Origin of the sequence: Bacillus sp. LB7 (genome assembly GCF_030449715.1) — a bacterium.
GTDB classification, from domain to species: Bacteria; Bacillota; Bacilli; order Bacillales; family Bacillaceae; genus Bacillus; species Bacillus paralicheniformis.
On sequence record NZ_JASGCA010000030.1, the window covers coordinates 1 to 23,791 of the forward strand.

At 47.2% G+C, this 23,791-nt stretch carries 18 protein-coding genes and 20 tRNA genes; 32 read left to right on the forward strand and 6 right to left on the reverse strand.

Translation table 11 applies throughout. The features are described 5' to 3' along the window. Positions 1–740: 740 nt before the first annotated feature. From QMZ64_RS21805 to QMZ64_RS21925, 25 genes are all read left to right on the forward strand, one after another. Positions 741–816, forward strand: a tRNA-Val gene (locus QMZ64_RS21805). 15 nt (positions 817–831) lie between these two features. Then, positions 832–907, forward strand: a tRNA-Thr gene (locus QMZ64_RS21810). An 81-nt stretch (positions 908–988) separates the two neighbouring features. Continuing rightward, positions 989–1,064 (forward strand) — tRNA-Lys (locus tag QMZ64_RS21815). A gap of 7 nt (positions 1,065–1,071) precedes the next feature. Continuing rightward, positions 1,072–1,156: transfer RNA gene (locus tag QMZ64_RS21820), tRNA-Leu, on the forward strand. 15 nt (positions 1,157–1,171) lie between these two features. After that, positions 1,172–1,243 (forward strand) — tRNA-Gly (locus QMZ64_RS21825). 11 nt (positions 1,244–1,254) lie between these two features. After that, positions 1,255–1,331 (forward strand) — tRNA-Arg (locus tag QMZ64_RS21830). Between the two features lie 8 nt (positions 1,332–1,339). After that, a tRNA-Pro gene (locus QMZ64_RS21835) sits at positions 1,340–1,416 on the forward strand. A 6-nt stretch (positions 1,417–1,422) separates the two neighbouring features. Beyond that, positions 1,423–1,495 (forward strand) — tRNA-Ala (locus tag QMZ64_RS21840). A gap of 25 nt (positions 1,496–1,520) precedes the next feature. Further along, positions 1,521–1,594, forward strand: a tRNA-Met gene (locus tag QMZ64_RS21845). Positions 1,595–1,599: 5 nt separating this feature from the next. After that, positions 1,600–1,676 (forward strand) — tRNA-Ile (locus QMZ64_RS21850). A 7-nt stretch (positions 1,677–1,683) separates the two neighbouring features. After that, positions 1,684–1,776 (forward strand) — tRNA-Ser (locus QMZ64_RS21855). Positions 1,777–1,800: 24 nt separating this feature from the next. Further along, a tRNA-Met gene (locus tag QMZ64_RS21860) sits at positions 1,801–1,877 on the forward strand. Positions 1,878–1,921: 44 nt separating this feature from the next. Beyond that, positions 1,922–1,998: transfer RNA gene (locus QMZ64_RS21865), tRNA-Asp, on the forward strand. A gap of 11 nt (positions 1,999–2,009) precedes the next feature. Beyond that, a tRNA-Phe gene (locus QMZ64_RS21870) sits at positions 2,010–2,085 on the forward strand. A gap of 22 nt (positions 2,086–2,107) precedes the next feature. Further along, positions 2,108–2,183, forward strand: a tRNA-His gene (locus QMZ64_RS21875). 10 nt (positions 2,184–2,193) lie between these two features. After that, positions 2,194–2,264: transfer RNA gene (locus QMZ64_RS21880), tRNA-Gly, on the forward strand. Between the two features lie 15 nt (positions 2,265–2,279). Next, positions 2,280–2,356 (forward strand) — tRNA-Ile (locus QMZ64_RS21885). Positions 2,357–2,362: 6 nt separating this feature from the next. Then, positions 2,363–2,437 (forward strand) — tRNA-Asn (locus QMZ64_RS21890). A 1-nt stretch (position 2,438) separates the two neighbouring features. Then, a tRNA-Ser gene (locus tag QMZ64_RS21895) sits at positions 2,439–2,529 on the forward strand. A gap of 11 nt (positions 2,530–2,540) precedes the next feature. Further along, positions 2,541–2,612, forward strand: a tRNA-Glu gene (locus tag QMZ64_RS21900). 188 nt (positions 2,613–2,800) lie between these two features. Continuing rightward, on the forward strand, positions 2,801–4,684 hold the full coding sequence (glgB, locus tag QMZ64_RS21905) for a 1,4-alpha-glucan branching enzyme (protein WP_265625850.1): 1,884 nt from the start codon (positions 2,801–2,803) through the stop codon (positions 4,682–4,684). Then, positions 4,681–5,820: a glucose-1-phosphate adenylyltransferase gene (locus tag QMZ64_RS21910; RefSeq protein WP_265625851.1), complete on the forward strand. Its 1,140-nt coding sequence runs from the start codon at positions 4,681–4,683 to the stop codon at positions 5,818–5,820. Before glgB ends, QMZ64_RS21910 begins: the two co-directional genes overlap by 4 nt. Positions 5,821–5,846: 26 nt before the next feature. Beyond that, positions 5,847–6,875, forward strand: a complete 1,029-nt coding sequence (locus QMZ64_RS21915) for a GlgC family sugar phosphate nucleotidyltransferase (RefSeq protein ID WP_265625852.1) — start codon at positions 5,847–5,849, stop codon at positions 6,873–6,875. After that, entirely contained in the window at positions 6,872–8,353 is a 1,482-nt protein-coding gene (gene glgA, locus QMZ64_RS21920) for a glycogen synthase GlgA (RefSeq protein WP_265625853.1), read from the forward strand. The genes QMZ64_RS21915 and glgA overlap by 4 nt, the downstream gene beginning before the upstream one ends. Next, positions 8,314–10,713 carry a glycogen/starch/alpha-glucan phosphorylase gene (locus tag QMZ64_RS21925; RefSeq protein ID WP_265625854.1) on the forward strand — a complete coding sequence of 800 codons (2,400 nt, stop codon included), beginning with the start codon at positions 8,314–8,316 and terminating at the stop codon, positions 10,711–10,713. Before glgA ends, QMZ64_RS21925 begins: the two co-directional genes overlap by 40 nt. Positions 10,714–10,746: 33 nt before the next feature. Here QMZ64_RS21925 and QMZ64_RS21930 read toward each other — a convergent pair whose 3' ends face one another. Next, positions 10,747–11,505: a TraR/DksA C4-type zinc finger protein gene (locus QMZ64_RS21930; RefSeq protein ID WP_265625855.1), complete on the reverse strand. Its 759-nt coding sequence runs from the start codon at positions 11,503–11,505 to the stop codon at positions 10,747–10,749. Between the two features lie 108 nt (positions 11,506–11,613). Next, positions 11,614–12,546 carry a 1,4-dihydroxy-2-naphthoate polyprenyltransferase gene (locus QMZ64_RS21935; protein ID WP_265625856.1) on the reverse strand — a complete coding sequence of 311 codons (933 nt, stop codon included), beginning with the start codon at positions 12,544–12,546 and terminating at the stop codon, positions 11,614–11,616. Between the two features lie 268 nt (positions 12,547–12,814). Here QMZ64_RS21935 and QMZ64_RS21940 point away from each other — a divergent pair, with 268 nt between their 5' ends. The 6 genes from QMZ64_RS21940 (at position 12,815) to menC (ending at position 20,255) form a co-directional block, all read left to right on the forward strand. Then, positions 12,815–14,239, forward strand: a complete 1,425-nt coding sequence (locus tag QMZ64_RS21940) for an isochorismate synthase (RefSeq protein WP_301441589.1) — start codon at positions 12,815–12,817, stop codon at positions 14,237–14,239. Then, positions 14,236–15,978 carry a 2-succinyl-5-enolpyruvyl-6-hydroxy-3-cyclohexene-1-carboxylic-acid synthase gene (gene menD / locus QMZ64_RS21945; protein WP_265625858.1) on the forward strand — a complete coding sequence of 581 codons (1,743 nt, stop codon included), beginning with the start codon at positions 14,236–14,238 and terminating at the stop codon, positions 15,976–15,978. The genes QMZ64_RS21940 and menD overlap by 4 nt, the downstream gene beginning before the upstream one ends. Further along, on the forward strand, positions 15,966–16,787 hold the full coding sequence (menH, locus tag QMZ64_RS21950; protein ID WP_243944386.1) for a 2-succinyl-6-hydroxy-2,4-cyclohexadiene-1-carboxylate synthase: 822 nt from the start codon (positions 15,966–15,968) through the stop codon (positions 16,785–16,787). The genes menD and menH overlap by 13 nt, the downstream gene beginning before the upstream one ends. Positions 16,788–16,800: 13 nt before the next feature. Continuing rightward, on the forward strand, positions 16,801–17,619 hold the full coding sequence (menB, locus tag QMZ64_RS21955) for a 1,4-dihydroxy-2-naphthoyl-CoA synthase (protein WP_020452693.1): 819 nt from the start codon (positions 16,801–16,803) through the stop codon (positions 17,617–17,619). Between the two features lie 77 nt (positions 17,620–17,696). Then, positions 17,697–19,133 carry an o-succinylbenzoate--CoA ligase gene (locus QMZ64_RS21960; protein ID WP_265625859.1) on the forward strand — a complete coding sequence of 479 codons (1,437 nt, stop codon included), beginning with the start codon at positions 17,697–17,699 and terminating at the stop codon, positions 19,131–19,133. A 12-nt stretch (positions 19,134–19,145) separates the two neighbouring features. After that, complete coding sequence (gene menC / locus QMZ64_RS21965; RefSeq protein WP_265625860.1) at positions 19,146–20,255, forward strand: o-succinylbenzoate synthase; 1,110 nt, start codon at positions 19,146–19,148, stop codon at positions 20,253–20,255. A 161-nt stretch (positions 20,256–20,416) separates the two neighbouring features. Here the strand turns inward: menC and QMZ64_RS21970 are convergent, their stop codons facing one another. The 4 genes from QMZ64_RS21970 to QMZ64_RS21985 are packed head-to-tail and all read right to left on the reverse strand — an operon-like array spanning position 20,417 to position 23,247. Then, positions 20,417–20,608: a hypothetical protein gene (locus tag QMZ64_RS21970; protein WP_243944380.1), complete on the reverse strand. Its 192-nt coding sequence runs from the start codon at positions 20,606–20,608 to the stop codon at positions 20,417–20,419. A 26-nt stretch (positions 20,609–20,634) separates the two neighbouring features. Further along, positions 20,635–20,796 carry a DUF1540 domain-containing protein gene (locus QMZ64_RS21975; protein ID WP_020452689.1) on the reverse strand — a complete coding sequence of 54 codons (162 nt, stop codon included), beginning with the start codon at positions 20,794–20,796 and terminating at the stop codon, positions 20,635–20,637. A gap of 44 nt (positions 20,797–20,840) precedes the next feature. Further along, on the reverse strand, positions 20,841–21,884 hold the full coding sequence (locus tag QMZ64_RS21980) for a cytochrome d ubiquinol oxidase subunit II (protein ID WP_178388306.1): 1,044 nt from the start codon (positions 21,882–21,884) through the stop codon (positions 20,841–20,843). 37 nt (positions 21,885–21,921) lie between these two features. Next, positions 21,922–23,247, reverse strand: coding sequence for a cytochrome ubiquinol oxidase subunit I (locus tag QMZ64_RS21985; RefSeq protein WP_023855818.1), 1,326 nt, complete (start codon positions 23,245–23,247; stop codon positions 21,922–21,924). 192 nt (positions 23,248–23,439) lie between these two features. Here QMZ64_RS21985 and QMZ64_RS21990 point away from each other — a divergent pair, with 192 nt between their 5' ends. Further along, complete coding sequence (locus QMZ64_RS21990) at positions 23,440–23,685, forward strand: type B 50S ribosomal protein L31 (RefSeq protein WP_003184624.1); 246 nt, start codon at positions 23,440–23,442, stop codon at positions 23,683–23,685. The last annotated feature ends 106 nt before the right edge of the window (positions 23,686–23,791 follow it).

Genomic DNA, 23,791 nt, shown 5'->3' on the forward strand with positions numbered 1-23,791 from the left:
CCTTTAGGGTTTGGTCAGTAACAAAGGCTTTCAGCCGCAGAGAAAACCACCCGTTAGCACGGGTGGTTATTATTTATTGACGTTCAATCATTTATATAGCGCTTTTAACCCTTCAGTGCTTCGCGAAACGGCAAACAATAGGCAAACTGCTTTCACCTCTTCAGGCTCGCGATCTGGCGGTTCAGTGCCAATTCTATAAGGGAATATGGAGCCAATAAGCACATCGGCATGTATAAGATCAGTGATGTAAGGCAGTGAAACTCATGCAAATAGAGGAGCGAAATATGGATGTTCCGGCAAATGGATTACGAGGCATTGGGGCAGTTTGAGAATTGACAAATGAATGTATATATTTCGAGCGCACAACATTCATTTTCAAAACACGTCGCTTGGCTATTAAGAGTTGGGATAGAGAGAGTCGAGAAGCCAAATACATTGCTTATCGCTCGAAAAGGACTTAAAATTGTTTTGAGAAATCAATTCGAATACAAATTTGCTATGGGAAAAAGACAGGAATTCACGAATCGTCTGAAGAATCTATTATAAGCCGTACATAGGATAAATGTTGCCCTGAAGCTTTTGATGCAATGATACGGATTGGGCGGAAAGATGAGTGCACATTCGTCTGTCATGATAGAATAAACTGAAAATAAAATTTTTTTAATATAGCCTTTACAAATGGGTGTATTCCCGTATATAATAGTCCTTGTCAGATCGAGAATTACTCCAACAACTGACGAGGAGGATTAGCTCAGCTGGGAGAGCATCTGCCTTACAAGCAGAGGGTCGGCGGTTCGATCCCGTCATCCTCCACCATTCATATTGGAATGGGCCGGTGTAGCTCAATTGGTAGAGCAACTGAATCGTAATCAGTAGGTTGGGGGTTCAAGTCCTCTTGCCGGCACCACGATTTTATGATACAATATAAAAGTTGCTGAAAAAAGACAGATAGCTTTCGAAAAAGTCTTCAGCTTTCATTGCAGTATTGGAGCCATTAGCTCAGTTGGTAGAGCATCTGACTTTTAATCAGAGGGTCGAAGGTTCGAGTCCTTCATGGCTCACCATTTTCATGCGGATGTGGCGGAATTGGCAGACGCGCTAGAATCAGGCTCTAGTGTCTTTTAAAGACGTGGGGGTTCAAGTCCCTTCATCCGCATTGCCAATCTATTTTGCGGAAGTAGTTCAGTGGTAGAACACCACCTTGCCAAGGTGGGGGTCGCGGGTTCGAATCCCGTCTTCCGCTTGATCATCTATGCGCCCGTAGCTCAATTGGATAGAGCGTTTGACTACGGATCAAAAGGTTAGGGGTTCGACTCCTCTCGGGCGCGCCATTATATAACGGGAAGTAGCTCAGCTTGGTAGAGCACATGGTTTGGGACCATGGGGTCGCAGGTTCGAATCCTGTCTTCCCGACCATTCTTTGGGGCCTTAGCTCAGCTGGGAGAGCGCCTGCTTTGCACGCAGGAGGTCAGCGGTTCGATCCCGCTAGGCTCCACTTTGTTATCTTTAATATTCACCATGGCGGTGTAGCTCAGCTGGCTAGAGCGTACGGTTCATACCCGTGAGGTCGGGGGTTCGATCCCCTCCGCCGCTATTAAAGGACCTTTAGCTCAGTTGGTTAGAGCAGACGGCTCATAACCGTCCGGTCGTAGGTTCGAGTCCTACAAGGTCCACCATTGTTACGGAGGAATACCCAAGTCTGGCTGAAGGGATCGGTCTTGAAAACCGACAGGGGTGTCAAAGCCCGCGGGGGTTCGAATCCCTCTTCCTCCGCCATATATCTTTTATTATTTTAATCATCGCGGGGTGGAGCAGTTCGGTAGCTCGTCGGGCTCATAACCCGAAGGTCGCAGGTTCAAATCCTGCCCCCGCAACCAAATTACTCATTAAATGAGGAGTGCCCGAAGGGTGCAATCAAAATGGTCCGGTAGTTCAGTTGGTTAGAATGCCTGCCTGTCACGCAGGAGGTCGCGGGTTCGAGTCCCGTCCGGACCGCCATTTTAAATAAAGGCTCGGTAGCTCAGTTGGTAGAGCAACGGACTGAAAATCCGTGTGTCGGCGGTTCGATTCCGTCCCGAGCCACCATTTTACAATTTTATATATTGTGGCGGTTGTGGCGAAGTGGTTAACGCACCAGATTGTGGCTCTGGCATTCGTGGGTTCGATTCCCATCAATCGCCCCAAATAAAATTTGCGGGTGTAGTTTAGTGGTAAAACCTCAGCCTTCCAAGCTGATGTCGTGGGTTCGATTCCCATCACCCGCTTCATTTGCATATCATGGGCCTGTAGCTCAGCTGGTTAGAGCGCACGCCTGATAAGCGTGAGGTCGATGGTTCGAGTCCATTCAGGCCCACCATGATATTCCGCAGTAGCTCAGTGGTAGAGCTATCGGCTGTTAACCGATCGGTCGCAGGTTCGAATCCTGCCTGCGGAGCCATGGAGAAGTACTCAAGTGGCTGAAGAGGCGCCCCTGCTAAGGGTGTAGGTCGCGTAAGCGGCGCGAGGGTTCAAATCCCTCCTTCTCCGCCATTTTTCAATAAGGCCCGTTGGTCAAGTGGTTAAGACACCGCCCTTTCACGGCGGTAACACGGGTTCGAATCCCGTACGGGTCATCATGTTAAACTCTGCATCATTGCGATGCGGAGTTTTTTTTGTATGCCAGTTATGACTTCAGTCAATGTCCCAAAAAGAAATTGTTGAACTTTGTCAATAAATAGAAGCGCTTTCATTAAAGGGATCAAGCCATAATATGCGAATAAAAGAGTAATCTTTAAATATAGTGGCAGAAAGGATGAAATCAATGGCTGATGTGAGTGCCTCGGATATTAAAGTGCATCTCTTTCATGAAGGTCGGCTTTATGAATGCTACAGATTTTTCGGCGCTCATCAGACGGAACAGGACGGCCGCCAAGGTTTCCGGTTCTGTGTTTGGGCCCCTCATGCGAAGGAAGTTCGAATCGCCGGAACGTTTAACGGCTGGTCCGGTGAATGGCATCAAATGAAGAAGCGTCATCAGGAAGGGATATGGGAACTGTTTATCCCCGGCATCGGAGAAGGGGAACTGTATAAATATGAAATGATCACAGCCGCAAATGAAACGAAATTGAAGGCCGATCCCTATGCTTTTTTTTCTGAAGTCAGGCCGAAAACGGCATCGATCACTTATCAATTGGCCGGATACCCATGGGGCGACGGGAAGTGGCAAAAGAAAAAGAAACAAAAAAACGTATATGAAAAACCGATTTCCATCTACGAGCTTCATGTCGGTTCATGGAAAAAGAAAGCGGATGGGCGTTTTTTCACATACCGGGAACTGAGCGAAACAGTCATTCCTTACGTTAAAGAACACGGATTCACACATATCGAGCTGATGCCGTTGACAGAGCACCCGTTTGACCGTTCATGGGGCTATCAGACAACGGGGTACTACAGTCCGACGAGCAGATATGGCGAACCGCATGATTTGATGTATTTTATCGACCAGTGCCATCAGCATGAGATCGGCGTCATTATGGATTGGGTTCCCGGCCATTTCTGCAAAGATGACCACGGCTTGTATTTGTTTGACGGTATGCCGCTGTATGAATATACACACGAGCATGACAGGGAAAATTGGGAATGGGGGACCGCCAATTTTGACCTCGGAAAACGAGAAGTTCGCAGTTTTTTAATCTCGAACGCGTTGTATTGGATCGAGATGTATCATATAGATGGATTTCGAGTCGATGCAGTTGCAAACCTCCTGTATTGGCCAAACCGTCCTCAGCCTGAAGCGAACGGCTTTGCGATCGAATTTATTCAAACTTTAAACGAACAGGTTTTTGCAAAAGATTCCCACTTTTTAATGATTGCTGAGGACTCCACAGACTGGCCGCTTGTGACGCATCCGACCTATGCAGGCGGTCTCGGGTTTAATTATAAGTGGAATATGGGTTGGATGAACGATGTATTAACCTATATGGAAGCTTCCCCAGAACAAAGAAAACACCTGCATCATCTTGTTTCATTCTCCTTAATGTATGCCTACTCAGAAAATTACATCCTGCCGTTCTCCCACGATGAAGTGGTGTACGGCAAAAAGTCTCTGCTTCATAAGATGCCTGGCGATTACTGGCAGAAATTCGCCCAGTACCGCCTGCTGATCAGTTATTTTACGCTTCACCCGGGAAAAAAACTTCTTTTTATGGGCGGTGAGTTTGCTCAATTTGATGAATGGAAAGACGAAGAAGAGCTCGATTGGTTCTTGGACGATTTTGACATGCACCGCAAGGCCCGGATGTTTACAAAGGAGGCTCTTCACCTCTACAAAAAAAGCCGTATTCTGTATGAAAATGATCATCGGCGGCAAGGATTCGAGTGGATTGACGTCAACAATGCGGAACAGTCGATTGTGTCGTTTATCCGCTATGGAAAACAGCCCGGTGAAGCGCTGATTATCGTCTGCAATTTTACGCCTTCCGTTTATCACGAATATCAGGTCGGCGTCCCTTTTCAAACCGAATATATCGAAGTGCTTAACAGCGATGATGCAAAATACGGAGGTTCACACCAAATCAATCCGAAACGACTTCAAGCAAAAGAAGGCGTTCTGCACGGCAAACCATACAGCATCTGCATGACAGTCCCTCCGCTGGGAGCTGCGGTTTTCAGAGCAGTCAAAAAGAGAGGAGCGAAAAAGGGATGAAAGAACAATGTGTGGCCATGCTTTTGGCAGGCGGCAAGGGAAGCAGGCTGAATGCCTTAACGAAAAACCTTGCAAAACCGGCCGTTCCATTTGGCGGCAAGTACAGAATCATCGATTTTGCCCTCAGCAACTGCGCCAACTCGGGAATTCATCATGTCGGTGTGCTGACTCAATACCAACCGCTTTTATTAAACTCATATATCGGCATCGGCGAGCCATGGGATCTTGACCGCAATGACGGCGGGGTCTTCATTTTGTCTCCTTATGCGGAAGCGTCGGAAGTGAAGTGGTACAAAGGAACGGCAAGCGCGATTTATGAAAACCGCCATTTTTTAAAAGAGCTTCAGCCTGAACATGTACTCATCCTATCAGGAGATCATATCTACAAAATGGATTACGGAAAAATGCTCGAATACCACGCGGAGAAACAGGCTGACGCCACCATTGCCGTCATCGAAGTCAGCTGGGCAGAAGCCGGCCGTTTCGGCATCCTTCATACCAATGACAAGATGGAGATTACAAGCTTCGAGGAAAAGCCGAAATACCCGAAGAGCAACTTGGCATCGATGGGTGTCTATGTTTTTAAATGGAGCGTGCTTGAAGAGGTGTTGGAACGCGATGAAAAAAAATCCGGCTCAAGCCACGATTTCGGTAAAGATATCATACCGGCTCTTCTCGAGGAAAAAAAGAAGCTGAACGCTTATCCGTTTAAAGGGTACTGGAAGGATGTCGGTACGGTCAGAAGTTTATGGGAAGCTAATATGGATCTGCTTGGAGATCATCCTCCACTTGACCTGTTCGAACGGAACTGGCGGATTTATTCCGTCGCCCCGAACCTACCGCCGCAGTTTGTTGCCGAGCAGGCGGACATCAAAGAATCGCTCATCAGCGAAGGGTGCGCCGTATATGGGGCGGTTACCCGTTCGGTAATCTTTCAGCGCGTTGCAATCGGCAGATATTCCGCGATCAAACGTTCAGTCGTGATGCATGACGTTTCAATTGGAGAGCATGTTGAGATCGAAAATGCCATTGTATCGGCAGGAATTCGAATTCCGGACGGTTTTCGGGCGAAGGCGGACGATGGCGAAATCCTGCTGATCACAGACGAATATGTCAAAAAACATAAGGTTGTTTAAACAACACGGAGAGGCGGATGGTGCCAATGAATAATCAAATGCTGGGAATTATTGATGCAGCTGTCAACCAGCACTCTCTTCAAGATTTAACGGCCGGTCGTTCGATCGGAGCCGTGCCGTTTGCAGGAAGGTACCGGCTGATCGATTTTGCGTTGTCAGGTATGGTTCATGCTGGCATTCGGAGTGTCGCTGTATTTTCCAAGTCTCCGTACCGTTCCTTGATGGACCATTTAGGATCGGGAAAAGAGTGGGATTTAAACAGGAAAAGGGACGGTCTCTTCTTTCTTCCGTCTTCGATTCCCCATGAAGAGCACGTCGGGCTTGGTTCGTTTCGGCAATTTGCCGAGCATCTCGATTATTTTCAAAGAAGCACTCAGCCATATGCTGCTGTGGCAAACAGCTATACGGTCTGTCACATTCCTTTTCAAGAGGTGCTCAAACAGCACCTTGAATCCGGGTGTGATCTGACTGAAGTTTGTCAAGAAGGAAAGCCTTTAGGCTTGTATGTCACGAAGAAAAGTTTGTTGAGGGAGATGGTTGAAGGGCATTGCGCCGGAGGAGCGCAATCTTTTGAGGAAGTCTGCCGGAAAGAGCGTGGTTCGCTATCCGTCAACAGCTATGAGCATTCGGGGTATACCGCCGTGATCGACTCTCCCGAAAGCTACCTTTTTCATAGTTTGAACCTCATCCAGCCTGTGTTTCGGGAGCAAGTCTTTCATATGAGCCAGCCTGTCTACACAAAAATAAAAAACGATCCTCCTGTAAAATACGCTAAAAACAGCAGGGTAAAGCAATCGATTATCGCTAACGGCTGCGTCATCGAAGGCGAGGTTGAGAATTCGGTCTTGTTCAGAGGAGTACACGTAGGAAAAGGAACGATCATCAAAAACAGCGTTATTATGCAAAAAACAAAGATCGGGGAAAACTGCCGGCTGGAGCACGTCATCTGCGACAAGGATGTCAAAATCGGCCATCATATCGAAATGTCCGGTACAATGGGTCTCCCTTTTATATTAAAAAAAGGAGCCGTACAAGGAGCGCTGATGAACTCTTGAAAGTCTTATTCGCTGTCTCTGAATGTGTGCCGTTTGTTAAATCAGGCGGACTCGCCGATGTCGCCGGTGCGCTCCCGAAAGAGCTCGCCCTTTTAGGAATAGAAACGGCTGTCATGGTGCCGAAATACAGCTTGATTGCGGAAGATTTCAGAAGAAGGATGGTTAAAACGGCTGAATGCGAGGTTCGCGTCGGGTGGCGCAGGCAGTACTGCGGCATTGAACACCTTGAACATGACGGCGTTTCTTATTATTTTCTTGATCATGAGTATTATTTTAACCGGGATTCTCTCTACGGCCATTATGATGATGGAGAGCGGTTTGCTTTTTTCTCGCGGGCCGTTTTGGAAGCACTATACGCGCTGAATTTTGATGCTGATGTCCTCCATACCCACGATTGGCACGCAGGGATGATCAATTATTTATTAAAAGAGGAATATCGAAAAAAACCGTTCTATCAGCGCATGAAAAGCGTATTCACCATTCATAACCTTCAATTTCAGGGAATTTTTCCGAAGGAAGCGGTCCATGACTTGCTCGGCCTTGACATTTCCCACTTTACAACGGAAAAGCTCGAGTTTTATGGACACATCAATTATATGAAAGGCGGCATTATTGCCGCTGATCAGGTGACAACGGTCAGTCCGACGTACCGCGATGAAATTTTGACTCCATACTACGGCGAACGGCTTGAAGGAGTTCTGGCAGACAAGAAGGATGTGCTGACCGGCATTTTAAACGGGATTGACGATGTTCTGTACGACCCTTTAAATGATCCTCACATCGATTATCATTACGATGCCGTCAACCGTGACGGAAAACCGAAAAATAAAGCTGTGATCCAGAAGACATTCGGTCTGCCGGTGAATGAAGACATTCCGCTCATCAGCATGGTGACAAGGCTGACGAAGCAAAAAGGCATCGATTTGATCAAGCGGGTATTGCATGAACTGTTTCAAGAAGAAGACATGCAGCTGCTCGTTTTAGGAACCGGAGAAGCGGAATATGAAAATTATTTCCGTTATATGGAGCATGCTTTTCCGGAGCGGTGCAAGGCGTATATCGGTTTTCATGAACCGCTCAGCCGCAAGATTTATGCCGGCAGCGATCTTTTCCTGATGCCTTCAAAATTCGAGCCGTGCGGTCTTGGACAGCTGATTGCCCTTAGATACGGCGCGGTTCCGGTTGTCAGGGAAACAGGCGGGCTTCACGATACAGTGACTGCTTACCAGGAAACAAACGGTGAAGGCAACGGCTTTACGTTCGCCCATTTTAACGCCCATGATATGAAGTATACGATGAAAAGAGCACTTTCTATTTATCACCAGAAAGAAGAATGGGGCAGCATCGTTCAAAAAGCGATGACACATGATGTCAGCTGGGCTTTGTCAGCCCGTCAGTATCAGCGGTTATACAGCCGGGAGATAAAGGGGGAAGCGCCATGTTCTCGTGTAAAGAAAGCTTTAAACAATGCTTTTTGAAGCGTCTTGAACGGTTGTGCGGAAAAAGCTTTCGGGACTCTTCTACGCTTGACCAGTATCAGACGCTCGGCGTCATGGTCAGGGAACATATCAGCGCAAACTGGATCGGGACCAATGAAAGAAGCCGCTCCAACCAAAATAAACAGACGTATTATTTATCGATTGAATTTCTTCTGGGCAGACTGCTCGGCCAAAACCTGCTCAACCTCGGCGTCCGTGAAGTTGTCCAAAAAGGTCTTTCAGAGCTTGGCATTTGTCTTGAAGACATCGAAGAGGCCGAAATGGATGCAGGCCTTGGCAATGGCGGATTAGGCAGGCTCGCGGCGTGCTTTTTGGATTCACTGGCTTCGCTCGACCTTCCCGGGCATGGGATGGGGATTCGCTACAAGCATGGCTTTTTCGAACAAAAAATCGTTGACGGTCATCAAGTCGAACTGCCTGAACAATGGCTCAAACATGGGTACGTGTGGGAAATCCGCAACGCCGATCAGGCTGTTTGTGTTCGTTTCGGCGGACGGGTCAAGATGGCGCAGGAAGGAGGGCGCCTCCGCTTTTGGCAGGAAGAAGCGGAAGTGATGACAGCCGTGCCTTACGACATTCCGATCATCGGCTATGAGACCGAGACGGTCAATACCCTCCGGCTGTGGAATGCGGAGCCTTGCTCGCTCCATCATGAACCGAATATTTTAAAGTATAAGCGCGAGACAGAAGCTGTATCTGAATGCCTGTATCCGGATGACACGCATGACGAAGGCAAGATTCTCCGTTTGAAACAGCAATATTTTTTAGTATCGGCAAGCCTGCAAAGCATTGTGAAACGCTATAAGAAAAATCACCCGTCACTCCATGATTTTCATCAAAAAGTCGCAATCCATATCAATGATACCCACCCCGCTTTGGCTGTGCCGGAATTGATGAGAATTTTGCTTGATGAAGAAAAAATGACGTGGGATGAAGCGTGGCATGTTACCGTACATACGATTTCATATACGAATCATACGACGCTTGCCGAAGCGCTGGAAAAATGGAGGATCGATTTAATTAAACCGCTTCTGCCGAGAATTTTTATGATCATTGAGGAGATCAATGAGCGGTTTTGCGGCTGGCTGTGGGAAAAATACCCGGGTGAATGGGGCAGGATCGAAAAGCTTGCCGTCATCGCCCACGGCGAGGTGAAAATGGCCCACCTGGCGATAGTCGGAAGCTACAGTGTTAACGGCGTAGCCAACATTCATTCAACCATATTAAAAGAGCGGGAAATGAACGACTTTTATTCTCTTTTCCCTTTTAAATTCAATAATAAAACGAATGGCATCTCACATAGAAGGTGGCTGTTAAAGGCAAATCCGCCGCTGGCGAACCTGATTACTGAAGCGATAGGAGACAGGTGGCTGAAAGAACCTGAACGTCTCCTGGATCTTCGTCCGTTTGCGCGCGATTCCGCGTTTCTTGAAGCGTTTCAGCGCATCAAAAGGGAACGAAAGCAGCTTTTGGCAGACATGATGAAAGGCAGCATCGGCTTCGCCATTAATCCTGACAGCATCTTCGATGTTCAAGTCAAGCGTCTCCACGCCTATAAGCGCCAGCTTTTAAATGTGCTCCATATCATGTATTTGTACAACAGGCTGAAGGAAGACAAAGGCTTTGCCATTTATCCGCAAACATTTATTTTCGGAGCAAAAGCATCGCCGACTTATCATTACGCCAAAAAGGTCATCAAGCTGATCCATTCAGTCGCGGATAAAATCAATCATGATCCGGATGTCAGACAATCGATCAATGTCATCTTTCTGGAAAATTACCGGGTATCAACCGCCGAGCGTATTTTTCCGGCGTCAGATGTCAGCGAGCAAATATCTGCGGCAAGCAAAGAAGCCTCAGGTACAGGAAACATGAAGTTCATGATCAACGGGGCTTTGACGATCGGCACGCATGACGGCGCCAATATAGAAATGCTTGAGAGGGTGGGGCCCGAGTGTATTTACACGTTCGGATTAAAGGCGGATGAAGTGCTGAACTACACTGAAAAAGGCGGCTATTTGTCAAGGGAATACTATCAGCATGATGCGAGGATCAGACAGACTGCCGATCAGCTGATCAATGGTTTTTTCGAAGGGGAAGCCGGCGAATTTGAGCCGATTTATGACTCGCTGATCGCTTATAATGATGAATACTTCGTTTTAAAAGATTTTGCTTCTTATATTGAAGCGCAGGAACGGATTCAAAAAGACTACTTGAATAAGCGTCTTTGGGCCGAAAAAGCCGTCACAAACATCGCGCATGCCGGATACTTTTCAAGCGACCGCACGATCCGGGAGTATGCGGAAGACATTTGGGAAATCAAACCGTTTCACCGCTGAATTTAAAAACGCTAAGCCCCTGACCCGCGGGGCTTAGTCTTCTTCATCTTCAGTATATGGGTCCTTTTCATAAGCCGGGAGATCGCCGAAAGAGGTCATGATGCCTTCTTCATCAAGAAGGTCTTCATATTTTTCGTGTTCTTTCGTCGGGTAGACGGTTACTTCTTTTCCGGTAATGTCTGTTGCGGCATAGTTTTCGTAATCTTCGACATATCCGAGCGGCTCTTCATATTCCATGTACATCTGGCTGTATGAAAGCGGCGGAACGGCCAGATCCTGAGGTGTTTCAGAATTGCCGTAGCGTTCGACGTCCTGGTAAGCGTCTTCTGAATCGTATGCGACGTTTTCGTCGTCTTCGTCTTTTTCAAAATGTCCGAACGGGGGGTTCAGCACTTCTTCTTCAATCGGACGGTCTTTTGAAACGGAGACGGTTGACGAATGTTCGCTGCATGTCGTTGCGGTTGGCAGTACGGACAGCCTTTCATACGGGATATCCTTTCCGCATACCTCACAGCGGCCGTATGTTCCTTTTTCGATCAAAGCCAGAGCATGTTCGATATCGTGCAAATGCTCTCTTTCATGTTCAAAAAGAGCAAGATCTTTTTCGCGTTCGTACAGTTCTGTACCTTCATCTCCTGGATGGTTGTCATAAGCAGAAAGATCGCCCGTCGAGTTGAACGGATGCGTCACATCGATGCCAAAATGTCCGTTTTCTTTAAAGCGGCTGACGATCTGTTCTTTCCCGGCTTTCAGTTCATTTTCGAGTTTTGTCAACTGTTCTTTTGTTAGCACATGCATCGCCTCGTTTCTTTAAAGTGCTCGCGTTTTTAGTATGAACGAATTCAAACAGAACTTTCTTGTAAATAAAAGCAAAAAAAAAGAGCCATAAAGGCTCCTTTTTTAAAAAATATACTGAATGAGCAGGGCAATGGCGAGCAAAAGGCCGAAAAAGGTGTTCGTCTGCGCCGTTGATTTCATGGCGACCATCAGATCCGCCGGTTTTTCTTTTTCCTTGAACTCCTGGATGGCTTTAATCGGCTTCGGCAGGCTTAATAGAACAATGCAGCTCCACAGAGAAACGATCTCAAAGCCGATGTATATACCGATCAATATATAGGAAACAGCAAAAACCCAGCTCAAAATCTGTACGGCATTTTTTCTTCCAGCCAAAATCGGCAGCGTCTTCCTTCCGTTTTCTTTATCTCCGACCATATCGCGGATATTATTGGAAAGATTGATGCCTCCGACTAAAATCGTAATCGGAAGGGAGATCAGAAAGACGTTCCAAGTCAGCCCGCCAGTCTGAATATAATATGAAATCAGAATGATGACCATTCCCATAAAAACGCCCGACATAATTTCACCGAACGGCGTATAGGAGATTGGAAACGGTCCGCCCGTATAAAGATAGCCGACGGCCATGCATATCAATCCGATCAACGCAAGCCACCAGCTTGAAGAAGCGCAGATGTACAGGCCGAGTAAAACGGCTGTTCCAAACAGTCCGTATGCCAGGTATAATACCGTCTTTGGCTTCATTCCATAGCGGACGATAGCACCGCCGATGCCGACCGAGTTTTCATTATCAAGTCCTCGTACAAAATCAAAATACTCATTGAATAAGTTCGTTCCGATTTGAATTAATATTGATGCGGCCAGCATAGCTAAAAACAGCCAGATATCAATTTTTCCCGATTCAAGGGACATTACGGTCCCGAGCGTTACAGGGACAAAGGCTGCTGTCAGTGTATGGGGTCTTGTTAACATCCACCATACGCGCCATTTTTCCGGCTTTATTTCAGAAACACTCCCTGAAAGTGATTGATGCTGCATATAGTATGACTCCTTTAGTTTTAATACGTACACGTCCATACTAAGTTTAGAAAAAGTTAAAAAAGGTGTCAATATAATGGGTGATATTGTTAGAAAAAAAGCGGCCGTCCAGCAATTCAAAAATAATAAATGACCTTGTCTTTTTCAATCGGCCGATTACGTTTATAATAGGTAAGGGCACTTGTTAATAAAGTGTCGTTTTGTTGACACATACCGTTCACAGGTGTATGGTTATAAAAGCATTTTACGGATTTTGGAGGAATGTATCATGGTGACAACAGTGCAGCGCACTTTCCTTAGGGAAGCGCCTGAAGCATTAAACATCGTCAAAAAAGTCAACCATGCTGTTTTAATAAGTTATTCCAGAAAAATTGAGAGCATAGATGCTCTTTCCTTTTTCATAAATGGGGAAGAACAATTTGCCGGGAAACGGTTCTTCTGGTCTGATCCCGACGGCGGACTGACGCTTGTCGGATTGGGAAAGGAAGTTTTGGTTTCCACAGACCTGAAGGATGCCGGACGTTATCAGGCTGTACATGAAAAATGGGAGCGCTTAAAAGAGAAAACCTTTCACTTCCACGAAGATCAATGCACGAGTCAGGCAGCGGTGGGGCCATTGCTGTTTGGCGGTTTTTCATTTGATCCGCTGGAAGATCGCAAGCAGCATTGGAACGGCTACCAGGAAGGCGCTTTTTTTATTCCTACCGCTATGCTGACACAGGACGGAGAGGAAACGTTCATTACGGTCAATAGATGGAAGGCTCCTGAAGAGGATGTACGCAAAGTACTTGAAGAAATAAAGGGCGCTGCTTCACAGCTCATCAAGGCGGATGCTTCCCGTTATCCCGAAAACGGTCATGCGCGATATACTGCCAAGGAGGAGCTTGATGTTCCTGAATGGCTTGAAGCGGTCCAGCGGGCGACAGACGACATTAAAAACGGGAAGTACGATAAAGTTGTGCTCGCCAGAGAGATCCTTTTAACGTTCGACGAGCCTGTCGAACTTCACAGAGTATTATTCAATCTGATGTCTGAACAAAAAACGAGCTATATATTCGCTATTGAAGAAAACGGCAAAAGTTTTGTCGGCGCGTCACCTGAACGACTGGTCAAAAAAGACGGAGACAACGTGCTGTCGACCTGCCTTGCCGGTTCAATCAAGAGAGGCGAAAATGAGCAGGAGGACCGGATGCTCGGTCTTGAGCTGTTAAACGATGAAAAAAACCTTATCGAACACGACATTGTCGTCAATATGATTCATCAGGCGCTATTGTCAAATTGCAGCAATATCAAAAAGCCGGCCAAGCCGGGACTGTACAAAACAAAAAATGTGCAGCATTTGTATACGCCGATTGTCGGCAAAATCAATGCGGAGTCCTCGCTTTTTGATTTAATCGAGAAGCTTCATCCAACTCCTGCGCTCGGAGGAGCGCCTCAGCAAAAAGCGATTGAGGTCATCAGGGCGTTGGAGCCGATGTCAAGGGGCTGGTATGCGGCACCGGCGGGCTGGATCGACATGTCCGGCAATGGGGAATTCGCGGTGGCGATCAGGTCAGGACTTATCGATTCAAAAGAGGCCAGAATTTTTGCCGGCTGCGGAGTTGTGGCTGATTCCGATCCTCATATGGAATACGAAGAAACGCAAATTAAGATGAAGCCGATGCTGTCTGCACTTGGAGGCGATATCCGTTGACTGAAAATCCAATTACAAAATATATAGGGAATTTTATTGATGAGCTTTCTCTTGCAGGCGTGACAGAAGCGGTCATCTGCCCGGGATCAAGATCGACGCCCCTTGCGATTTTGGCCGCGAGTCATCCGGACATCAATGTTCATATCCATGTGGATGAAAGATCCGCTGCGTTTTTTGCAATGGGCATGGCAAAAGCTATGCGAAAGCCTGTCGCATTGATCTGTACATCCGGAACAGCTGCGGCGAATTTCTACCCGGCTGTAATCGAAGCTCATTATTCAAGAATACCGCTTATCATCTTAACGGCTGATCGGCCGCATGAACTGAGAGAAGTAGGAGCACCTCAGGCGATTGATCAGCAATTCTTATTCGGAAACTTTGTTAAGTTTTTCACAGACTCGGCTTTGCCTGACAGTCATCCCGAAATGCTGGCGTACATCCGCTCTTTGGCAGCACGCGCAGCCGGAGAAGCCAAAAAAGCGCCGCGCGGCCCTGTGCATATCAACTTTCCGCTGAGAGAGCCGCTCATGCCGAACCTTGAGGATGAACCGTTTCAAAGGTTGAGAAACGGCAGTCATGTGGCGGTTGAAAGCGGCCGCTTTCGTGCTGACCGGCATCAACTTGAAGCGCTGAGCGCTCTGATCAAAGAGACGGAAAAAGGCATGATCGTCTGCGGAGAGCTGCAAGATGATGACGCCAAAGCACATATTGTATCTCTCTCTCAGGCAGCGGGATATCCGATTTTGGCTGACCCGCTCTCAAACTTGAGAAACGGCAGCCATTCAAAAGAAACCATCATCGATGGATACGATTCATTATTGAAAGAAGAACAGCTGAAACGGGAGCTCATGCCTGAGCTTGTCATCCGCTTCGGCGCGATGCCGGTTTCAAAGCCGCTTTTTCAGCTGCTAAAACAAAATCCGAGCATCAGGCAAATCATTGTTGATCCAGATGGAGGGTGGCGCGATCCGACTCAGCTCAGCGCACATATGGTGCATTGCGCGGAAGAGGAGTTCGCGGCTGCTGCGACTTCGGCTGTCCATTCAGAAAAAAGATCAGGCAGCTGGCTGGAGAAATGGCGGTTTGCCAACAGCCGCTTCCGAGCTCTTTTAAGAAATCTTGAAGCTGAGGATCTTACCTTTGAAGGAAGTATCTACCGGAACCTGCAGTATTTGATTCCGGAAAACAGCTCCCTGTTTGTCGGAAACAGCATGCCGATCCGTGATGCGGATACATTTTTTGAAAATCAGGAACGGTCATTCCGGATTTTCGCCAATAGAGGGGCAAACGGGATTGACGGCGTTGTCTCGACTGCGCTGGGCGTATATGCCGCAACGAAAGAACCGGTAACCCTTGTCATCGGCGATCTGTCTTTTTATCACGATTTAAACGGCCTCCTCGTCAGCAAAACGCTCGACATTCCGCTGACTGTCGTTCTCGTCAACAATGACGGCGGCGGCATTTTCTCTTTTCTTCCCCAATCTGCTGAAGAAAGATACTTCGAGCTCTTGTTCGGAACGCCGACGGGTCTCGAATTCGAGCATGCCGCCAAGCTGTATGGAGGACGCTATGTATGCCCTGAGTCATCCGCCCATTTTGCCGATGCGTATTTGTCCTCCGTCAACCGCCGCGGCTTGGATATCATTGAGGTGAAGACGAAGCGCGATGACCGTGTGGAGCAGCATCGCCGAATGCTTGATTCCGCGATGTATGAAATAAGAAAAGAGTGGCCGTTTTGAAATTGACACTGAAAGACGGCGTTTCCTATAAAATAGAAGACAATGGCCTGTCTGCGGAAAAAACGGCGGTGTTTTTGCATGGTTTTACAGGAAGTGCGGCAACATGGGACGGAATAGACGGCTATTTTCAGGGGCTGCGTCTGATCAAGCTGAATCTGCTCGGACACGGCGGAACAGACTCGCCGGCAGACAGCAGCCGCTACACAACAGAGAAGCAGGCAGCCGATCTGATCGAGATTTTTGACCGTTTAAATGTGAAACAGGCTTACCTTATCGGTTATTCAATGGGCGGCCGGCTTGCCTTATCAGTGGCGATGATTCACCCGGAGCGTGTGTCCGGTCTTGTGCTGGAAAGCAGTTCCCCGGGCCTTGATTCGCCGGAAGAAAGAAAAGCGCGCAGAGAGCAGGACAGCCGGCTCAGCAGCCGGATACTTGAAGAAGGAATCGAGTCTTTCGTAGATTATTGGGAAGGCATTCCGCTGTTTGCATCTCAGCTTTCAATGGACCCTTCGAAAAGAAAAAAAGTGCGTGAAGAACGTCTGAACAACAATCCGGTCGGGCTTCGAGGCAGCTTAATCGGAATGGGAACCGGATCACAGCCGTCCTGGTGGAACAGACTGAGCCGAATCGATTATCCGGTGCTTCTCATTGCGGGGAGCCTGGATCGAAAATTTATCGCGATCAATGAAAGCATGGCAAAGCGAATTCCAACCGCCCGCCTCGAGATTGTTGAACATACCGGTCATGCGGTTCATGTGGAAGAGCCCGATTTTTTTGGTAAAATAGTAAGTGAATTTATTTTAAAGTAGGAGGTACACATCTATGACTGTAGAATGGAAAAGCGAACGTCAATACGAAGATGTATTATATGAAACATATAACGGCATCGCCAAAATCACGATCAATCGCCCTGAGGTACATAACGCATTTCGTCCAAAAACGGTTTCGGAACTGATCGATGCGTTTGCATATGCGCGGGATGATGCCAATATCGGTGTCATTATCCTTGCAGGCGCCGGCGATAAAGCGTTCTGTTCAGGAGGAGACCAGAAAGTAAGAGGACACGGCGGCTATGTCGGAGAAGACGAGATTCCGCGTCTGAACGTGCTTGATCTTCAGCGGCTGATCCGCGTCATTCCGAAGCCTGTTGTTGCGATGGTGTCAGGCTATGCGATCGGCGGCGGCCATGTGCTCCACATCGTATGCGATTTGACGATTGCAGCAGACAATGCGATTTTCGGACAAACAGGGCCGAAAGTCGGCAGCTTTGATGCAGGCTACGGATCAGGCTATCTGGCGCGTATCGTCGGTCATAAAAAAGCGCGCGAAATCTGGTATCTGTGCCGTCAGTACAACGCTCAGGAAGCAAAGGAAATGGGCCTTGTCAATACGGTTGTACCGCTTGAAAAGCTTGAAGAAGAAACGATTCAATGGTGTGAAGAAATGCTTGAGAAAAGCCCGACAGCACTCAGATTCCTTAAAGCGGCCTTTAATGCCGACACGGACGGGCTTGCCGGCATCCAGCAGTTTGCCGGAGATGCGACACTGCTTTATTACACAACAGATGAAGCGAAAGAAGGCCGCGATGCGTTTAAAGAAAAACGCCGTCCAGATTTCGGACAGTTCCCGCGTTTTCCTTAAAAGACGGAAGAGAGAAACAGCTTAGTGCGACTGAGCTGTTTCTTTTATCATTCAAGATATTTTTTGGAGATGATGATATGCTGATGGACCATCCGAATTGGCTTAAACAGCGAGCAGAGCTGACTCCTGACAGGATGGCTGTGATTCAGGGGGATCACAAGCTGACTTTTATTCAATTATTTCATGAAGCAAAAAAAACGGCCGGGCAGCTGAAGAGCTTTGGTCTGAGGAAAGGGGACACAGCAGCTGTACTTCTTACAAACCGGCTGGAGATAGTTATCGCCGTCCATGCCTGCTTTCTTCTCGGCGTTCGCATCGTTTTGCTGAATACGAAACTGTCAATGGACGAACGAACATATCAAATTGAACACTCGGAAGCAAAGCTATTACTTACAGAACAGCCTTTCCTGGAAGAGCATAGAGAGGGCAAGCCGGCCCGCGCTGTTGACATTGAAGACGTTCAAAACGCCGCTAGCCCTCCGGTTACGGAAATCGAGAGCATTCATTTGGACGATGCGGCGACAATCATGTATACGTCCGGAACGACAGGACGGCCGAAAGGGGTTATGCAGACATTTGCCAACCATTATTTCAGCGCGGTTTCATCCGCTTTGAATTTGGGGCTCCAAGAACACGACCGCTGGCTGATCGCTTTGCCGCTTTTCCACATCAGCGGCTTATCGGCTCTTTTTAAATCGGTCATTTACGGAATGACAGTTGTTTTACATCAAAGGTTTGACGCGGAAGAAGTTCTCCGTTCGATCAAAGACAATCAAGTCACGATTGCATCGGTCGTTCAGACGATGCTGTCAAGGCTTGCGGCAAAAGTCGACAGCTGCCCCGAATCATTAAGGTGCCTGTTACTGGGCGGAGGGCCTGCCCCGCTTTCTCTCCTTGAGGAATGCAAAAGAAAGAGGCTGCCTGTCGTACAGTCATACGGGATGACTGAAACGTGCTCACAGATTGCCACCCTCGCCCCAGAATACTCGATTGAAAAGCTCGGTTCAGCCGGCAAGCCGCTGTTTGCATCAAGCATCAAAATCGAAAAGAACGGCACGGAATGCCACCCCGGAGAACATGGAGAAATAACCGTAAAAGGGCCGACCGTTATGAAGGGCTACTTAAAAAATGAGGCGGCAGACAAAGCCTCATTCAATGACGGCTGGTTTAAAACCGGTGATATCGGGTATCTTGACGATGACGGATTTTTATACGTGCTGGACAGGCGTTCAGACTTAATCATATCAGGGGGAGAAAACATCTATCCGGCTGAAGTCGAGGCCGTTCTTCTTTCACACCCTAAAGTCGCGGAAGCGGGGGTGAAAGGGGTCGATGACAAAACGTGGGGAAAGGTTCCCCATGCCTATCTTGTCGCCGACAGCCCTGTTGATGAAGAGGAGCTGAGCGAATTTTGCAAAGAACGGCTTGCTTCATATAAAGTGCCTAAAGCCTTTCATTTTGTCGGCAAGCTGCCGAGAAATGCTTCGAATAAACTGATGAGACATCAATTGTAGAAGGAGAGCGCCATGATTCAAATCAAACAGCTGACATTGTACCATCTCAGCATGCGGCTGAAAAAGCCTTTTAAATCAAGCTTGGAAACCTTTCAGGATCGCAAGTTTATCATCATTGAAGCTGCTGACCAGGAAGGGGTGACAGGCTGGGGGGAAGTATCCGCTTTTTCATCTCCGTGGTACACAGAAGAAACAACGGAGACATGTTACCACATGCTAAAAGATTTTTTGATTCCGGCTGTGCTGCGCGAATCATTCACACACCCTTCAGAAGTGCCTGAGACGCTTCGCGGATTCAAAGGCAACAGAATGGCAAAGGCCGGCCTTGAAGCCGCCTTTTGGGACATTTACGCCAAGAAAAAAGGAATCTCTTTAAGAGAGGCGCTGGGCGGAGTAAAAACAGAAGTTCCTGCCGGGGTCGTGGTCGGTCTTGCCCCATTGGATGATATGCTTCAGGAAATTGAACAATATGTAAAAGAAGGTTATCAAAGAATAAAAATCAAAATTCAGCCGGGGCAGGATATAGAGCTTTTAAAGGAAATACGCCGGCATTTTCCAAAGGTGCCGCTGATGGCGGATGCCAACTCTTCTTATGAATTAAAAGACATCAGCCGGATTAAAGAGCTTGACGCATTTAAATTAATGATGATCGAACAGCCTCTGGCGGATGATGATATCGTTGACCACCGTCATCTGCAAAAACATATCAAAACATCAATTTGTCTTGACGAAAGCATCCGTTCTGCCGACGATGCGCGAAAGGCAATCGAGCTCGGCAGCTGCAAAATTATCAATATTAAGCCGTCCCGAGTCGGCGGTTTGACAGAAGCTCTGAAAATCCACGACATCTGCAAAGAACATCAAATGCCTGTCTGGTGCGGCGGCATGTTTGAAACCGGTATTTCAAGAGCACACAATCTTGCGCTGAGTTCTCTTCCGCAGTTTTTGATTCCCGGGGATCTTTCTTCATCCTCAAGGTATTGGGAAGAGGATATCGTAAAACCGGAAATCCGCATCGAAGGCGGCTATATTCAGGTTCCAGGCCGACCGGGAATGGGCTTTGAAGTGGATACTCACGTTTTAAGAAAGAATTCATCTAAAATAGACGTTTTCAAACAGTAAAGGCTGTTTTAAACGCTGATTTCCAGATTTTCAAGCTTTGTTAAATGGAAGGCCTCTCATGTATATTAAAGCTGTACATTATTCCCTTCTCGTTTGGACCGGCTTTCAAGCCGGTTTTTTAAAAAATATGAAAAGAGCCGCCTTAATAGCAGCCCTTTCCTTTAATCGCCCAAAAGCAAATCTTCGTGTACGATCTGTCCGATCAGCCGGTCCGCTTGATCAGGCAGCCCGTCAAGACAGCCGTATTCATAATCCCATAAGTTCATGAAGGAGCAGGCTGCTTTTTGAAATGCGGTTTCGTCCGCCTCGTGGATTTCCAGATAAAAAGCCTGTAGCAGCGACTCTTTATTCATGACTGTCCCTCCTTCATTCATCCGCTTTAATGATGTTCAGGTTTAAATGTTTTACAATCCGTTTCTTCACTATTAGATGCTTTTTCACCTTCAGCATGACTGACGACATAAATGGCGTCGGCTGTGCACTTGTTTCCCTGTCCCCAATAAGTGCAGTTGCTGACTTCACACAGTATTTTTTGTTCCATATCATTTTGGCCCCCTTTAAAAGTTGTACACATTTAGCTTAACCTTATTCATGCTGTTTGATGTACCGCTTGTCCTTCATGAACAATTTCCAGAAATAATAAAAGCCGGGGAATAAAATAATAAAACCGACAATATAGGAGATGAACAGCGCCCTGAATGTCTCCGGCGCGGTGAAGCCTGATTGAATCGTGACATCAGGATAGACCATGTAAGGAAGGTGCGCTCTCCCGTACACATAGCTCGCCGTAAAATACTGCAGCGTAATGGCGATGACAGCGAGGCGAGGCTTTCCCTGCCGGTCGCTGTTATGTCTGTTTGGCAGAAATAGAGCCGCAAATGCGACGAGAAACAGCAAAAATGATAAAATCAGCCATGGAAGCCCGTCCATCATTTTCGTATAAAGCCAGCGGGCTTCCGTCCTCATGGTCATCATGATGCTGAATGACATAAGCAAAGCGAGCGGGCCGGTGATTAAAGCGTTTCGGCGGTAGACCTGGTACGCGTCTTTTTCTCCGGCTACATTTGAAAAATCAGCCAGCAGCAATGAAGACAGAAACAGCGTGCTGAAAATGGCAAAGCCCATAAAAGAATAGGCATGAGGGCTTAAAAACAAATTAACAAAATCCAATTGGTGGCTTCCGTCTACCTGATATACGAAGTTGCCGTGTGTCACGGGCAAGACGAGGATTAAAACAGCCGGAATGATAAAGCCGCTGATCCCTGAAACGTAAGTCAAAGCCCTTTCATAATCTTTTGCAGCGTGCGAAAAGACCAAAAATCCGCTTCGAATCGCCAAAAGCAATAAAATAATGCTGCCGGGAAGCAAAAGCACCGTTCCCAGCACAAAAGTGCCGCCCGGGAAAAAGCTGAAAAGGGCCACGACGATTCCGACGATGAAAACATTGGTCACTTCCCAAGTCGGAGAAAGGTAGCGGTTTGCAATATTGGTGGCTTTCAGCTGTTTTTTGTTCATATAGATCATCGACCAAAATCCCGCTCCAAAATCCATTGACGCCATCACGGCGTAGATAAAAATAAATCCCCAGACGATCGAAATAGCCAGCAGGGCATCTGTTGTTCCATCCAGTTGCATCATATGACTTCCCTTCTGTTTTTTTGTGCATTCAGCTGCTTTTTAAATCTTCTTCGACAGGGTGGCGTTTAAAGTAATATTGCAATACGAACACCACCGCTGCTCCTAAAATGATGTAGACGATAAAGAACAAAAGAAACAATATGCCGATCGAGCCGGAGGATGTCACTACTTCAGACGTTTTTTGCATATGGTAAATGACCCAAGGCTGCCTTCCGGTGCAAGCGAACACCCAGCCCAATTCGATTGCGAGCAAAGCGAGCGGGCCGCCGGTTATAAACACGGCCAACATCCAGCGGGGAAAGCGGTCTTTTTTCATGACTTTTCTCCAAATAAAACCGACAGCGGCATAAACAATCAAAAGGCTGCCGATAAAAACCATGCCGTTAAACAAAGTATGAATGAACAGAGGAGGCCACTCATCCCTTGGAAAGTCATTCAGTCCTTTTACGACGGTGTCAAAGCGGTTGTCGGCTAAAAAGCTTAAAGCCCAAGGAATCTCAATCGCCCATTTGACCGATTGTGTCTTTTCATCAGTAAATCCGCCGATCGCAAGTGGGGCGTGGGACTGAGTTTCAAACAGCCCTTCTGCGCCCGCCAGTTTTTCAGGCTGGTAGCGATGAAGAAGCTGTGCGGATTCGTGTCCGCTCAGAGCCGTGACAAGAGAAAATGCTCCTCCGACAATCAGCCCGAGCAGCAGCGCTTTTCTATGAAGGGCGTAGACTTTTTCATCACCGCGGTTTCGAAGCATTTTGTAGGCGGCTATCGTCGCAATAATAAACGCGCCCGTCATAAAAGCGGAGACGACAACGTGTCCTGCTGTGGCCACAAAGCTTTTGTTGAAGAACGCCGTCCACGGCTGAACATCTGTAATCTCGCCGTTCACGATTTTGAAGCCTTCAGGCGTTCCCTGGAAAGCGTGCACATTTGTAATTAAGATGGCTGATGCGGCTGCTCCGATAACGATAAAAATGACAGCTGTAATTCTCATAAGGGGAGTCAGCCGATCGGCTGCGTACACATAAATGGACATAAATAAAGCCTCAATAAAAAAAGCGTAGATTTCAATTTGAAATGGGAGGGACATGACTTTTCCGATCACTTCCATGAATCCCGGCCAAAGCAAGGCGAGCTGCGTTCCGGCAATGGTTCCGGTCGGTATGGCGACCCCGAGCAACACGGCTTGTGCCTTCGTCCATCTTTTGGCCATAATGGCGTAGTGGGGATCTTTCGTTCTTTGATAGATCAGCTCGGCCAGCAAAATCATTAAAGGAATTCCGACACCGAGCGAGGCGAAAATAATATGGAACCCCATCGTTGTTCCGAAAAGGCTTCTTGCAAAAATCAAGTCATTCATCCGGAAAACCACCTTTCATTTACACCATTTTGCTTTTTATTGTTTACCGCCTTTTTTAGATTATTCTTCCTGTGAGCGGTTAAAATGGATAAGGTGATCAAAACATGGCAAATGAACATTCATTTTTGACACAAGCATATGAAAGGTATATAATAAAACGTAATAATTACGTTTTGTTAGGAGGAATGGCATATGAAACCAAATATTCACCCGAAAACTTATCAAGTGATCTTTCAGGATGTAAACAGCGGGTACCGTTTTTTAAGCCGCTCAACTAAAACTTCCGATGAGACGGCCGAGTGGGAAGACGGCAAGACGTATCCCGTTATAAAAGTTGAGGTAAGCTCAGACACCCATCCGTTTTATACCGGAAGACAGAAATTCAATGAAAGAGGCGGAAGGGTCGAACAGTTCAAGAAAAGATTTAATATGGATTAAATGAAAAAGACCGGATGCTTCCGGTCTTTTCAGACCGTTGACAAAATAGGTCGGATTTCTATGATCCGACCTATTTTTGTCCATTTTGTTCTATTTTTCCGACGAA